At 72.6% G+C, this 13,777-nt stretch carries 12 protein-coding genes; 3 read left to right on the plus strand and 9 right to left on the minus strand.

The window, feature by feature from the left end:
* Nucleotides 1-7 precede the first annotated feature (7 nt).
* From FHX39_RS01700 to pstS, 5 genes are all read right to left on the minus strand, one after another.
* Entirely contained in the window at nucleotides 8-1,072 is a 1,065-nt protein-coding gene (locus FHX39_RS01700; protein ID WP_332836620.1) for a DUF2510 domain-containing protein, read from the minus strand.
* 149 nt (nucleotides 1,073-1,221) lie between these two features.
* Nucleotides 1,222-1,998, minus strand: a complete 777-nt coding sequence (gene pstB / locus FHX39_RS01705) for a phosphate ABC transporter ATP-binding protein PstB (protein ID WP_183336250.1) — start codon at nucleotides 1,996-1,998, stop codon at nucleotides 1,222-1,224.
* A 4-nt stretch (nucleotides 1,999-2,002) separates the two neighbouring features.
* Nucleotides 2,003-2,923, minus strand: coding sequence for a phosphate ABC transporter permease PstA (pstA, locus tag FHX39_RS01710; protein ID WP_183336252.1), 921 nt, complete (start codon nucleotides 2,921-2,923; stop codon nucleotides 2,003-2,005).
* Nucleotides 2,923-3,804, minus strand: coding sequence for a phosphate ABC transporter permease subunit PstC (gene pstC / locus FHX39_RS01715; protein WP_183340764.1), 882 nt, complete (start codon nucleotides 3,802-3,804; stop codon nucleotides 2,923-2,925). Before pstC ends, pstA begins: the two co-directional genes overlap by 1 nt.
* Nucleotides 3,805-4,260: 456 nt before the next feature.
* Nucleotides 4,261-5,412 carry a phosphate ABC transporter substrate-binding protein PstS gene (gene pstS, locus FHX39_RS01720; protein WP_183336254.1) on the minus strand — a complete coding sequence of 384 codons (1,152 nt, stop codon included), beginning with the start codon at nucleotides 5,410-5,412 and terminating at the stop codon, nucleotides 4,261-4,263.
* 327 nt (nucleotides 5,413-5,739) lie between these two features.
* Here pstS and FHX39_RS01725 point away from each other — a divergent pair, with 327 nt between their 5' ends.
* Nucleotides 5,740-6,699 (plus strand): glycosyltransferase, encoded by a 960-nt coding sequence (locus tag FHX39_RS01725; protein WP_183336256.1) that lies wholly within the window; start codon nucleotides 5,740-5,742, stop codon nucleotides 6,697-6,699.
* Nucleotides 6,700-6,735: 36 nt separating this feature from the next.
* On the plus strand, nucleotides 6,736-8,079 hold the full coding sequence (locus FHX39_RS01730; RefSeq protein WP_183336258.1) for a glycosyltransferase family 2 protein: 1,344 nt from the start codon (nucleotides 6,736-6,738) through the stop codon (nucleotides 8,077-8,079).
* Here the strand turns inward: FHX39_RS01730 and FHX39_RS01735 are convergent.
* The 3 genes from FHX39_RS01735 to FHX39_RS01745 form a co-directional block, all read right to left on the minus strand.
* Complete coding sequence (locus tag FHX39_RS01735; protein ID WP_183336260.1) at nucleotides 8,063-9,301, minus strand: glycosyltransferase family 2 protein; 1,239 nt, start codon at nucleotides 9,299-9,301, stop codon at nucleotides 8,063-8,065. The two genes, FHX39_RS01730 and FHX39_RS01735, sit on opposite strands and share 17 nt — an antisense overlap.
* A gap of 16 nt (nucleotides 9,302-9,317) precedes the next feature.
* Nucleotides 9,318-10,478, minus strand: coding sequence for a UDP-galactopyranose/dTDP-fucopyranose mutase family protein (locus FHX39_RS01740; protein ID WP_183336262.1), 1,161 nt, complete (start codon nucleotides 10,476-10,478; stop codon nucleotides 9,318-9,320).
* Nucleotides 10,479-10,613: 135 nt separating this feature from the next.
* Entirely contained in the window at nucleotides 10,614-11,552 is a 939-nt protein-coding gene (locus FHX39_RS01745) for a glycosyltransferase (RefSeq protein ID WP_183336264.1), read from the minus strand.
* A gap of 143 nt (nucleotides 11,553-11,695) precedes the next feature.
* On the opposite strand from FHX39_RS01745, the gene FHX39_RS01750 reads away from it, so the two are divergent.
* On the plus strand, nucleotides 11,696-12,652 hold the full coding sequence (locus tag FHX39_RS01750; RefSeq protein ID WP_198423220.1) for a glycosyltransferase family 2 protein: 957 nt from the start codon (nucleotides 11,696-11,698) through the stop codon (nucleotides 12,650-12,652).
* A 24-nt stretch (nucleotides 12,653-12,676) separates the two neighbouring features.
* Here the strand turns inward: FHX39_RS01750 and FHX39_RS01755 are convergent, their stop codons facing one another.
* Entirely contained in the window at nucleotides 12,677-13,777 is a 1,101-nt protein-coding gene (locus FHX39_RS01755; RefSeq protein WP_183336266.1) for a hypothetical protein, read from the minus strand.

Genomic DNA, 13,777 nt, shown 5'->3' on the forward strand with positions numbered 1-13,777 from the left:
AACACGCTCAGCCGTCGACCTGCAGCTGCTCGAGCGCGTCCCGGGCCGGCTGCAGCAGCTCGGGCGTGGTGTCCGGGATCGAGGCGTAGAAGAGACCCGAGCGCTCGGTCCCCGCCTGGACGATCGCCACGATGAGGCGCTCGCCCTTGGTCTGCAGCCCGGGGATGTCGAAGGTCAGCTTCGACTCCACGACCCAGGCGTCGTGACCGTCGATCGTGGTCGCCTTGTCGGTGACCACGTCGCTGTTGACCTGGTTCTGGCCGTAGAACTTGCCGAGGATGCACTTGACCACGATCTGCGAGCCCTGCTGCGGGGTGAAGAAGCCGTCGCCGGCCTGCAGCTCGCCCACCAGCACCGAGGCGACCCAGCCGCCGCCCCGGCCGTCGTAGTTGGACTGCACGGGCACGTCCTGGCTCAGGACGTTGACGCCGAAGGGCACCCGGGTCTCCGCCTTCGGCGCTCCCCACGGGGAACCGAGCTGCGGGTAGGAGACGGGACCGCCGTGCACGCGGCCGTCGGCCGGCGGCTGCGCGGCGGAGGGGGAGTCGGAACGCTCGGGCGGGCACTGGTCCGCCGACGCCTGACCGCTCCCTCCGCCACCGGCCGTGATGCCGCCACCGTCGGTGGCCGCCCGGATGGCGACGACCGCGACGATCACCAGCGCGACGAGCAGGACCCCGGCGCCGATCCACCAGCGGATCCCGGAGCTCTTCTTCTGGAACTGCGCGTACGGGGGCTGACCGGCCTGGCCGGGCTGACCGGTGGCCTGGCCGTACGGGTTGCGTCCGGCGCCGGCGGTGCCCGATCCGAAGGCGGACCCGCCCTGGCCGGAGGCACCCTGGCCGTAGGACGACTGCCCGTACGAGCCCTGGCCGTACGAGCCCTGCCCGTAGTTGGCGTGCGCGGTGCTGCCGGCGGTGCCGGCGGCGGAGCCCGGGTTGACGAGGCCCTGCGGCGGGGCCGCCGAGGACGGGTCGGTGGTGGTCGCCGCAGACCACGCCCGACCGTCCCAGTAGCGGTAGAGACCCTGGCCGCCGCCGGGATCGGGATACCAGCCGCCCGTCGCACTCACGGGGCGAGTCTAGGAGGCCGCGGGTCCCAGGCCAGGGTCCTGCGCGCCTTCACAGCGAGCCGTGACCTGTGCGTCACAAGCAGGAACGCCCCCTGGACCCGTCGGCGGGTCCAGGGGGCGTCCGGCCGGCTGGCAGGAGCGTCGGCGGCTCAGCCGAAGCGGCCGGTGATGTAGTCCTCGGTCGCCTTCTCCGTGGGGTTGGAGAAGATCAGGTCCGTCGGGCCGGCCTCGATGAGGTGGCCCGGCTTGCCCTGCGCCGCGAGGTTGAAGAACGCGGTCCGGTCGCTCACCCGCGCGGCCTGCTGCATGTTGTGGGTGACGATGACGACGGTGTACTGCTCCTTGAGCTGGTTGATCAGGTCCTCGATGGCCAGCGTGGAGATCGGGTCGAGGGCCGAGCAGGGCTCGTCCATGAGGAGCACCTGCGGCTCGACGGCGATCGCGCGGGCGATGCACAGACGCTGCTGCTGACCGCCCGACAGGCCCATCCCGGCGCGGCCGAGACGGTCCTTGACCTCGTTCCACAGGTTGGCGGCCTTGAGCGAGCGCTCGACGGCGTCGGCCAGCACGCCCTTGTTCTTCACGCCGTTCAGCCGCAGGCCCGAGGCGACGTTGTCGAAGATCGACATCGAGGGGAACGGGTTGGGCCGCTGGAACACCATGCCCACCACCCGGCGGACCGCGACGGGGTCGACGCCCTGGGCGTAGAGGTCCGTTCCGTCGAGGGTCACGCTGCCCTCGACGTACGCCCCGGGGATCACCTCGTGCATCCGGTTGAGCGTGCGCAGGAAGGTCGACTTGCCGCAGCCGGACGGCCCGATGAAGGCCGTGACGGTGCGGGGCTCGACGGTCAGCGACACGTTCTCCACGGCCTTGAAGGAGCCGTAGTAGATGTCCACGTTCTTGGCGTCGATGCGCTTGGCCATGTTCTTACTTCTCCTTGAGCTTCGTCGCGCGCGAGATGCCGCGGGCGAGGAGGTTGAGCAGCATGACGATGAGGATCAGCGTGAGCGCTGCAGCCCACGTCCGGTCGTAGCCGGGGAGGCTCGGCGCGATGTCGCGGCTCGAGTTGATCATGGTCGGCAGCGAGGCCATGGTCGCGCTGGTCGGCGAGAAGTTGATGCCCACCGCGTACGAGACCAGGATCAGCAGCGGCGCCGTCTCGCCCATGACGCGGGCCAGGCCGAGCATGACGCCGGTGGAGATGCCGCCGAAGGCGGTCGGGATGACGACCTGCAGGATCGTCTTCCACTTGGGGACGCCGAGCGCGTACGAGGCCTCACGGAGGGAGTCCGGCACGAGCTTGAGCATCTCCTCGGTGGAGCGCAGCACGACCGGGAGCATCAGCAGCACCAGCGCCAGCGACACGGCGATGCCCGAGCGGCCCAGGCCGAGGATCGTGATCACGAGCGCGTAGATGAAGAGCGCCGCCACGATCGACGGGATCCCGCTGAGGATGTCGACGGTGAAGCTGACGACCCTCGCGGCCTTGGTGCCCCGCGCGTACTCGACCAGGAAGATCGCGCCGAGGACCCCGAGCGGGACGGCGATGACCGCGCAGATGAGGCCGATCTCCAGGGTGCCGACGATGGCGTGGTAGGCGCCACCACCCTCCCGGCGGGGCGTGATGCCGCGCTGGCTCTCCAGCCACCAGCTGGAGGTCAGCAGCAGCTTGTAGCCCTTGCTGATCACCGTCCACAGGACCCACACCAGCGGGATCAGCGCGAGGACGGTGGCCAGGCCGACGTAGACGGTCGCGATGCCGTTCTTGAGCGTGCGCGAGCCGCTCGGCTTGGAGAACGAGACCGGGGCGTCTCCGGTGCCCGGCGTCACTGCGGTGGACGTGGCCATCACTTCACTCCCCGGTCGGCGATGGTCCGGGCCGCCGCGTTCACCAGGAAGGTGACCACGAACAGCACGAGGCCCGCCGCGATGTAGGCGCCGGTCTTGGACGGCGAGTCGAACTCGGACGCGTTGTTGGCGATCTTGCTGGCGAACGTCTCGCCGCCGGCGAAGATCGACGGGGTGAAGGCGCTGCCCGGCGCCGGCTGGCTGAGGATGATCAGGACCGCGATCGTCTCGCCGAGCGCCCGGCCCAGCCCGAGCATCGAGGCGCTGATCACGCCGGAGCGGCCGTAGGGGAGCACCGAGGTCCGGATGACCTCCCAGCGGGTCGCACCGAGGGCGAGCGCGGCCTCGATCTGGTCGCGGGGGGTCTGCTCGAAGACGTTCTTGGAGATGGACGTGATGATCGGCAGGACCATGATCGCCAGCACGATGCCGGCGACGAAGACGGTGCTCTTCGGGTCGGACTCCAGCCGGAAGAGCGGGATCACACCGAGGGCGTTGCCGAGCCAGGTACCGATCGGGCCGAGGAACGGACCGAAGACCGTGAGGCCCCAGAGGCCGAAGATGATCGAGGGGACGGCGGCCAGCAGCTCGACCAGGAAGCCGACGGGCCCGGCGACGCGCTTGGGCAGGTACTGCGTGAGGCCCAGCGCGACCCCGATCGCGACCGGCACGGCGATGACCAGCGCGACGAGCGAGGAGAGCACCGTCGTCCAGAGCAGGCCGAGGATGCCGAAGCGGAGGTCGCCGCCGGACACCTGCCAGTTGCGCGACAGCAGGAAGTTGTCCTGGTCGGCCAGGATGCTCGGCAGCGCGAGCACCAGCAGGAAGATGCCGACGAAGGCGACGAGCGCCACCAGGAGGACCGCGGTGCCCTTGGTCATCGCGCCGAAGACGAGGTCCCCGGTGCGGCTGATGGTGGCGAGCCTGACCCCGCTGCCCGGGCGGTCGGCGTCACGCAGGTCGGCGTCCGGTCGGGACGGCGCGACGTGGTGCTCGACCACGGGCACCGGGCTGTGGGGGGCGGCCTCGTCCTGGACGGGCGAGATGGCCGGGTCGGCCGCGGCGGGGACGCTCGTCAGCGGGTCACCCTCCACCGGGCGGGCGAAGGCGGATGGCCCGTCGTCGAACCCGGTCCTGGCGTGGGCCAGCGGGTCGACCACCGGCTCGACGGTGCCGGTCCGGCCGTCGGGACCCGGCTGTCGTGTCGTATCGGTCACTGTCAGCCCTTCTAGGACGCTCTGCGGCTTGACGCGAGGACGCCGGCGCCACCCGATCGGCGCGTCCGAGGCCTCGGGGGCGACCTCGGACGCGACCGGGTGGCACCGGCGCCGGATGGATCAGGAGATCGCGGAGACCGCGGTCTTGACCTTGGTCTGCAGGTCGGTCGGCAGCGGGGCGTAGCCGAGGTCCTGCAGTGCCTTCTGCTCCTCGTCGGAGGAGAAGAAGGTGAGGAAGTCCTTCACGAGGGCCGTCTTGTCGGCGGCGAGGCCCTTGCTGCAGACGATCTCGTAGGTCACGAGCAGGGCGGGGTAGGCGGCGGAGTCCTTGGGCTCGTAGTTGAGCTTGAGGGCCAGGTCGTTGCCGCTGCCGGCCACGGTGGCCTCGGACACGGCCTTGCCCACCGACTCGCCGGTCAGCTCGGTCGCGCCCGTGCCGGTGGAGCTGGAGAGCTGGGCGATCGCGAGCTTGTTGTCGCGGGCGTAGCTCCACTCCATGTAGGAGATGGAGTTCTTGGTGCTGCCGACGGCCTCGGCCACGCCCGAGGACTTGTTCTTGCCCTCGCCCGTGCCGGTCCAGGCCTTGGCCGGCTCCTTGGTCCACGCGCCGTTGCCGGCCGCGGCCAGGTACTTGGTGGCGTTCTCGGTGGTGCCCGACTCGTCGGAGCGGAAGAAGACGGTGATCGCGTCGCCCGGCAGGGTGACGCCCGGGTTCAGCTTGGTGATGGCCGGGTCGTTCCACGTCTTCACGGTGCCGTTGAAGATCTTGGCCAGCACCTCGGCGCTCAGGACGAGCTTGTCGACGCCGTCGACGTTGTACGCGAAGGCGATCGGCCCGACGACCATGGGGATGTTCCAGGCCTCGTTGCCGCCGCAGCGCTCCTTGGCCTTGTCCGACTCGACGACGCCGTCGACCGCAGCGGTCTTGAGGGCGGAGTCGGAGCCGGCGAAGTCGACCAGGCCGTTGTAGAACGACTTGATGCCGGCGCCGGAGCCGGTCGGGTTGTACTCGATGGTGGAGGCGTTGTTGCAGGCGGAGCCGTAGTCGGCGATCGCCTCGGTGATGGCGTTGCCCTGGGCGCTCGAGCCCTCGGCGTTGAGGGTGCCCGAGGGGCACGCCAGGCCGGAGGCGTTGGCGCCGGTCGACCCGGCGTCGGACGAGCCCGGGGCTGCGGTGCCAGCAGGGTCGGAGCCGCAGGCGACGAGGCTCAGGGAGGCCATCGCAGCGAGGGCGGCGAACGTGGTGTTCCGCGCGCGGCGGGAGGTGATCATGCAAGTCCTTCACAGACAAGTGGAGGGCTGCCGGGAGCGCGTGCGCGCCCCCCGACGCCGGCCGGCGGCTCGCCGGCTGATCCGGAACGTACGCAGGTCAGTTGTCCGGTTGGACCCGGTCAGGTGAACGGAGGATGAACGGTCCCACCGTGCTGCTGTGACGATGCAGAAGCAGGTCCTGCGGTCGACGGCGGCTCGTGGGTCGGAGCGGGCCGACCGTGCCCTCACGGGGTCGCGCACCCCGGTCCACCGACGTCACCTGCCGGTCGTCCGCGTCCTCTACAGTGCGCGCCGACGCGAGCCCACGCCGACCGACCAGGAGGAACGATGCGACCCGACGTGTCGGTGATCATCCCGATGCACAACGCCGCCGCGACGGTCGACCGGCTGGTCGGGTCGCTCCTGGCGATCGACGCGCCGAGCGTCGAGGTGGTCGTCGTGGACGACGCGTCGACCGACGGCTCGGCCGACCGCGTCGACGCGACCGGGGACCCCCGCGTGGTGGTGGAGCGCTTCACGACCAACCGGGGTGCCGGGATCGCGCGCAACCGCGGGCTCGAGCTCGCCACCGGGCGCTACGCGCTCTTCTTCGACGCGGACGACGAGATCCACCCCAGCAGCCTGGCCGCCGCGGTGACGGGGCTGGACGAGACGAGCGCCGACGTCGCCTTCCTGCCGTACCGGTACCGCCGCGGGCACGCGTCGACCTTCGAGGGCATGAACGTCTTCGACCTCGCCGCCTGGGGCCGCTACATGCCGACGGGGCGTCGCCTCACGCACCTGGCGGAGGCGCCGCAGCTGCTCGGCTTCTCCAGCTATCCCTGGAACAAGGTGCTGAGGACCGATCACTACCGCCGGGCCGGGCTGCGCTTCGGTGGCACCCCGGTGCACAACGACATCCTCGGCCACTGGCTGACGCTGCTCGACGCGGACGGCATCCTCCTGCTGGACCAGCCGCTCTGCACCCACATCGTCAGCGCCGGCGGGCGCAACCTGACCAACCGGGAGAGCCGGGCCCGGCTCAGCCTGGTCGAGGCGCTCGACGAGACCTACACCGAGCTCGAGCGCCGGCCCGAGAAGCGCAGCCGCTACGCCCAGCACTACTGGGACTTCGTGCTGCGCGTCGGGGGCTGGGCGACCACCCGCCTGACCCCGGAGGTCGTCGACGAGTTCAACCTGAAGATGCACCGCCACCTGCTGCGCATGGACCTGGGCGACTACGCCCGGCTGCGGCTGCGCCGGGACCCGCTCCTGGCCGACCTCGTCCTGCGTCGCGCGCTGGCCTGACCCAAGTGCCGGCCTGACCCGAAGAAGGAGGCGGACGTGCCCGCAGTGAGCATCGTCGTGACCGCGTACAACATCGAGACCTACATCGAGGGGTGCCTCGAGAGCGTGGCCGCGCAGACCCTGCGCGACCTCGAGGTGCTGGTCGTCGACGACGGGTCGAGCGACGCGACCGCGGAGCTGATCGCCGCGTTCTGCGCGCGGGACCCCCGCTTCGTCCCGGTGCTCCTGCCCACCAACAGCCCCGGCGGCGTCGGTACGGCGGCCAACGCGGGGCTCGACCGGGCCACGGGGGAGTGGGTGGGCTTCGTCGACGGCGACGACTTCGTCGAGCCGCGCATGTTCGAGCGGCTCGTCGAGGCGGCCGAGCGCTGCGGCGCCGACCTGGCGATGTGCGAGTACCAGGAGGTCGTGGACTCCACCGGCGAGCGCCACGACCCGGCCGACGCCCACCGCTGGGCCGGCCTGACCGAGCCCTGCTACACCCTCGACGTCCCGACGCGGCGGCAGGTGCTGCGCTTCATCGCGGTGCCGTGGCGCAAGCTCTACCGCCGCAGCCTGCTGGAGGACGACGCCATCCGGTTCCCGGTCGGCGACCGCTTCTACGAGGACAACCCGTTCCACTGGTTCACGGTGCTGTCCGCGCGCGCGCTCGCCGTCGTGCCCGAGGTGCTCTGCTACCACCGGGTCGGCCGGGCGGGTCAGACGATGGCCACCGTCGACGCCCGGCTCTTCCAGATCTTCGCCCACCACGACACGGTGCACACCTGGCTGGCGCAGAAGCGCCTGCTCGAGGTCTACGAGACCTCGCTGCTCGGCTGGGTCATCTCGCAGATGGAGTGGATCTCGCGTCGTACGCCGGGCCCGCTGCAGCGCACGCTCTTCGACACGCTCGTGCCGGTCTTCGCCCAGTACGCGCCCGAGACCGTGGCGAGCGCGCTGCGGGAGGGCGGCAAGGGGGCCACGGCGCAGAAGCTGAGCGCGGCCGTCCGCAAGCGCGAGTTCGGCAGCTTCGTCCGGACGCTGGCGAGCCGGCCGGGGTCGAACAACCCGCTGGTCACCGCCGCCTTCCACCTGAAGCACTCCGGGGTGCAGCACACGGCGACGCTCACCGGCCGCTACCTGCGCAACACGCTGCAGGGGGGTGCGGTGACCCGCACCGTGAGCCGCGCGACCAAGCTGCGGCGGCGCGAGCCGTCGCGGCGCGACCTCATGTTCGGGCTGATGGTCATCCAGCAGCGGCTCGACGTCCTGGCCACCCGCCTCGGCGAGATCGACGCGCGGCTCGGCGACGCCGAGCGGCAGGCACCGGAGGCCGGGCCGGACCCGCGTCGCGCCCAGGCCCCCGCGAACGGCCGGGGGCCGGTCAGCCGCGGGTCCTGAGCTCCTCCTCCAGGCGCTCCTGGGCCTTCTGGAGCTCGCGGACCGAGCGGCGCAGCGCCGCGAGCTCCTCGACCACGTGCCGGTGGCTCGCGAGCCCGGCGACCACGTCGGTGACCCGGCGGGCCCGGCCCGCCCAGCGCTCGGCGGTGCCGACCGGGGCCTTCGGCGCGGGGCCGGCCTGCTTCATGAGCCGGCGGAGCCCGGGCAGGTCCCGATCGCGGATCGCCGCCAGGTGCTCGGGGGTGAAGCCCTTCCGCAGCCCGGCGTCGTCGAGGCCCGCGAGCAGCGGGTCGGCGAGCAGCCCGGCCAGCTCGGCCAGCGCCTTCGCACCGACCTCCGGGTCGGCGTTCGCGATCGAGGCGAGGTAGCGCTGCCGCAGCAGCACGCGGGGGAGCAGGACGTCGTAGACGACCCGGAGCCGCTCGGCCTCGGAGAGCGGGCTGCGCGTCAGGTCGGTGATCATCGACGTGAGGATCCGGTGGTTCTTCTCGATCAGCGCCGCCGGGCTGCTGGCCCGCCGGGAGAGGTGCACGGGCTCGTCGGGGTTGCCGCCGTGCTGGGTCAGGTAGTAGTAGTCGTATCCGCCGAGCATGAGGAAGCGCTGCGCGTTGACGAGGTAGGAGAACGCGAAGCTGATGTCCTGCCCCGACGGGAGCTCCTCGTCGAAGCGGAGGTGCTGACGCTCGATCTCGGCCCGGCGGAAGACCTTGTGCACGGTGAGCGTCGACAGGGCCTTGTCGCGCGACACCTCGACCTGCGTCTGCCGCACCGTGCACCCGGCGGCGCGGCCGTTGACGGGCACCTGGTGGAGCGCGACCCAGTCGGGCTCCACCGCCGCGACCGCCTCGGCGATGCGTTCGAGGGCCTGGCTGCCGATCGTGTCGTCGGAGTCGATGAAGAAGACGTACGCCCCCGTCGCCTCGTCGAGGATCCGGTTCCGTGGACGCGCGGCGCCACCGGAGTTCGTGCCCAGCGAGAGGACCCGGAAGAAGCCCGGCTCGCCGGCCAGCTTGGCGCTGAAGTCGGCGAGGATGGCCAGCGTCTCGGGCTCGCGGCTGCCGTCGTCGGCCACGAGGATCTCGAAGCGCTCGCGCGGCAGGCCGGAGCTGATCACCGAGTGCAGGCAGCTCCGCAGCAGCGACCGGCCGTTGAACACCGGGATGCCGACGGTGATCAGCCGCCCGTCGGCGGCACCCGGGGTGCCGGGGACGACGTCGTCCATGGGTCGGACCTCCTGCTCAGGCATCGACGAAGAGGGACGGGACGGCCGTGCCGTGCTCGAACGCGTGCAGGATGCCGTCGGCCGCGGTCAGAGCCTCCCCGATGGTGACGTCCATGTCGAGGTAGCGGTAGGTGCCGAGCCGCCCGACGAACGTCACGTCGGGCTCGACGCGCGCGGCGTCGACGTAGCGGCCCAGCAGGCTCTTGTCCTGGGCCAGCCGGATCGGGTAGTAGGGCGTGTCGCCCTCCCCGGCCAGCCGGCTCGTCTCGCGGAAGCACACCGTCTCGGCGTGCTCCTCCCAGGGCGCGAAGTGCTTGTGCTCGGCGATGCGCGTGTACGGCACCTCGAGGTCGCCGTAGTTCATGACGGCGCAGCCCAGGTGGTCGCCCTCGGCCCGGATCTCCTCGAAGTCGAGCGTGCGGTAGCCGAGCCGGCCGTACCGGTGGGAGAACCACGCGTCCAGGGGCCCCGACCACACCGAGTGGTCGAAGTCGGCGCGGTCCGCCTCCGTGTACGGGGTCGACAGCCGGACCTCGATGCCCGGGTGGTCGAGGATCGCCGCCACCACCGCGGTGTAGCCGTCGCGGGGGATCGCCTGGTGGGGGTGGTTGAAGTACGAGTCCTCGTACGTGAACCGCAGCGGCAGCCGCTTGAGCACCGCGGCCGGGATCTCGGACGGCGCCAGGCCCCACTGCTTGCGGGTGTAGCCGAGGAAGAACGCCTCGTACAGGCGTCGGCCCATGAACTTCAGCGCCTGCTCCTCGAAGTTCTGCGGCTCGCCGATCGAGGAGTCCGCCTCGCGGGCGATGAGCGCCCGGGCCTCGTCGGGACCGAGGGTCGTGCCGAAGAGCTGGTTGATCGTCAGCAGGTTGACCGGGAGCAGGTAGACCCGGCCCTGCACCGTCGTGCGGACCCGGTGGTTGAAGGCCACCATGGCGCCGAAGCGGTTGACGTAGGACCACACCCGCTCGTCGGCCGTGTGGAAGATGTGCGGGCCGTAGCGGTGGATCATCACGCCGGTGGCCGGGTCGCGCTCGGTGTGGCAGTTGCCGGCCACGTGGTCTCGCGCCTCGAACACCACGACGTCGTGGCCGGCCTCGGCCAGCTGCCGGGCGATGACCGCCCCGGAGAAGCCGGCCCCGGCGATGCCGATCCGGCGCGCTCGTCTCGTCGTCACCCGGCGACGCTAACGACCGGGACGGGCCCTGCCCGCCGGTGGACGGGGCGGTCGCGCGGTCGTCGCCGACTCGTCGTCGAGTGGTCGCCCGCCGGTCTCCTGCTGGTCGTCCGGGGCGTCCGTCAGGGGCGTTCGTCAGGGGGGCCGGGGCAGTCCCCGCGGGATCAGCGCGAGGCAGCGCAGCGCCTCCCGCAGCTGGCGCGCCGCGCCGGGGAGGCGACCGGCGCGTACCTGCTGGAGCGCGGTGCGGGCCGCGAAGACGGCGGCGTACGCGTACGCGCGCCGGGCCAGCGGGGCCCGCCGTGCCGGCGGGAGGTAGCCGAGGACGACGCCGACGACCGTCACGCGCTCCCGGACGTTCGCGCCGGACCGCACCCGGGTGGAGGTGTCGGACGCGGCGTGGCGGCGGTAGCAGGCCAGGACCTCGTCGACGAACACCACCGGGCCGTGCGCGGCCAGCCGCGTCCACATGTCCCAGTCGGCGGCGTGCGGCAGGTCGGTCCGGAAGCCGCCGACGGCCTCGTACGCGGACCGGCGCACGACGACGCCGGGGGCCCGGACGCGGTTGGAGAGCGCGAGCGACTCGAGGGCGTCGCACCAGACCCCGGTCCCGTGCCGGTAGGAACGGGTCGTGTGCAGCGGGCCGCCGTCGGCGTCGACGTCGCGGACGCGGCAGACGGCGGCGACGGCCGCCGGGTCGGCCAGCGCGGCCTCCGTGGCCGGGTAGAAGCCGGGCAGGACCGTGTCGTCGCCGTGCAGGAGGTGCACCAGCTCGCCCTGCGCGAGGGTCAGGCAGCGGTTGAACGTGCCGATGGCGCCCAGGTGGCCCGGGTTGGGCCGGTACTGCACGCGTCCCTGCCCGAGACGGGCCACGACCGCCCCGGGGTCGTCGGTCGAGGCGTCGTCGACCACGACGACCTCCGCGTCGTCGCGGTCGCCGAGCTGGGCGAGCACCTCGGGCAGCGCGAGCGCGAGGTAGCCGGCGCAGTCGTGGACGGGGATCATCACCGACCAGCGGGGGCGGGCCCCGTCGGGGACGTCGGGGACGTCGGGGACGGCCGGGATGGCGAGCACGCGGCGACAGTAGTGGGCGCCACCGGGCCGGGTCCGCCGTTGTCGGTGAGTTGGGGCCGCGCTCGGCTGACGTTCGCCTGCCGTTCAGACGGGCCGTCGACGATGCAGGGGACGAGGCCGCACGAGCACGATGGAGGAACCCCTTGACCCCGACTGCCGGGACCTTGGTGCGGAGCACCGCCCGCGAGGTCGAGCCGGAGGCCGTCCAGCCGCTGCCGCGGACGTCGCCGTACGAGGTCGCGGTCGTCCTGCTCACCCAGGCCAACCGTCCCGCCGAGCTCGAGCGGGCCATCGCCTCGGTGCGGGCCCAGGTGGGCGTCGACCTGCAGCTGGTGCTCGTGCTCAACGGCAGCGCGACCGCGCGACCCGCCTCGGAGGTCCGCCTGCCCGCCCTCGGGCCCGACGAGGAGCTCGTCGTGCTGCCCGAGAACCTCGGCATCCCCGGCGGCCGGAACCTCGGCGCCTCCGTCGCGGACGCCCGCCTGCTGCTGTTCCTGGACGACGACGCGGAGCTGCTCGGCCCGACGGTGCTGGCCACGGTGGTGCGGCGCTTCGCCGACGACCCCGGCCTCGGCGCGATGGCGATCCGCCTCGTCGACGAGGAGGGCCGGACGCAGCAGCGTCACGTGCCCCGCGTCGGCTGCCGCTCGGCGCTGCGCTCGGGCGAGGTGACCCACTTCATCGGGGCCGCCTGCCTCGTCCGCGCCGACGCGTTCGCCGCGCTCGGCGGCTTCGACCGGCAGTTCTTCTACGCGATGGAGGAGTCCGACCTCGCGTGGCGGCTGCTCGACGCCGGCTGGACCATCTGGTACTCGGCCGACCTCACCGCGTTCCACCCGCGCACGGCTCCCTCGCGGCACCCCGGGCACGTCGTCCTGACGGCCCGCAACCGGATGTGGGCGGCGGTCCGCTCCCTGCCCTGGCCCCTCTGCGTGGCCTACCTGCTGACGTGGACAGTGGTCGCCGTCCTCCGGGGCGGTCCGCTGCCGCAGATCCTGGCCGGCTACCGGCAGGCCTGGTCGGCCCGGCCCCTCCGTCGGCCGATGCGGTGGCGCACCGTCGTGCGCATGACCCGGCTGGGTCGCCCGCCCGTCCTCTGAGCGCCCCGTTCTTAGGGAAAGCGGTCAGCCGAGGGTCTTGTGGACCTTCCGCTTGCCGCCGGGCAGCCGGAGCTCGCTGAGCCAGCGCTTGCGGAGGAACCGCTGCCGAATCTTGGGGTGGACCTCGAGGAAGCCGATCGAGGCCGCCCGCCGGGCCGCGAGCAGGCCGGGCTGCATCGTGTAGGCGACGGTCCCCAGCAGCCCCGTGAGGTCGAGCGGGACGGGGTCCTGGCCGCCCGGGTGAGCCGTCCAGGTGCGCAGGTCCGGGACCGTCGCCGCGACGAGGGTGGCGGCGACGCGTCGGGGGTCGTCGGCCGCGTCGAGGTGCTTGAGCACGACCTCCGAGTCCAGCTGGGCGACCCGGCGTCCGAAGACGCTGCGGGCGACGAGCAGGTCCTCCGTCGCGCTGCCGACCACCAGGCCGACCCCGTCGAGCGCGAGCCACGCCTCGACCGGGCCGTCGTCGGTGACCAGGGTCAGGTCGGCCCGGGCGGCGGCCGCGGCCTTGTCGAGCGGGCGCCGGACGCGGTCCGGGGTGTCCTCGTCGAGGAGCAGCACGATGCGCGAGTGCCCCGCCTCGGCGCAGCGCTGGACCATCGCGACGAGCAGGTCGGTGCGGTCGTCGCGGTCCAGGCCGCCACCCCAGGCCGCGGACCGGCCCAGCACGAGCGTCGTGGGGTCCGGCACCGGACCCGGGGAGGGCAGCGCGGCGGCCAACGCCCGGACGCCCGCCAGCGGCACGGGTCGGGTCGGGACGTCGCGCTCGTCGAGCAGGAGCGGCTCCAGCTCGGGCACGAGGTCGAGGTGGAGCACCTGCCGCACCCGCTTCGCCAGCCGGCCCTGCAGGGCGCCGTACGTCGGGCCGTACGCGGTCGCGCCGACGGCCAGCAGCGTCACCGGGGCGTCGCCGAGGTGCCGGGACAGCGCCCGACCCACCGGGAGGCTGCTGGTGCCGACGACCAGCTCCACCGCGTCGTCGCCGACGGCGGCGGCCGCGCGTTCCACGTCGTCGGTGCCCGGCACCACCACCAGGCGGTCGGCCACGTCGAGCAGGCCGGCCTCGGCCGCGGCCGTGGCCAGCAGTCCCTCGGCGGCGGTCGAGGTGACCAGCAGTTGCGTCGTCAT

Origin of the sequence: Microlunatus antarcticus (assembly GCF_014193425.1) — a bacterium.
GTDB lineage: Bacteria > Actinomycetota > Actinomycetes > Propionibacteriales > Propionibacteriaceae > Microlunatus > Microlunatus antarcticus.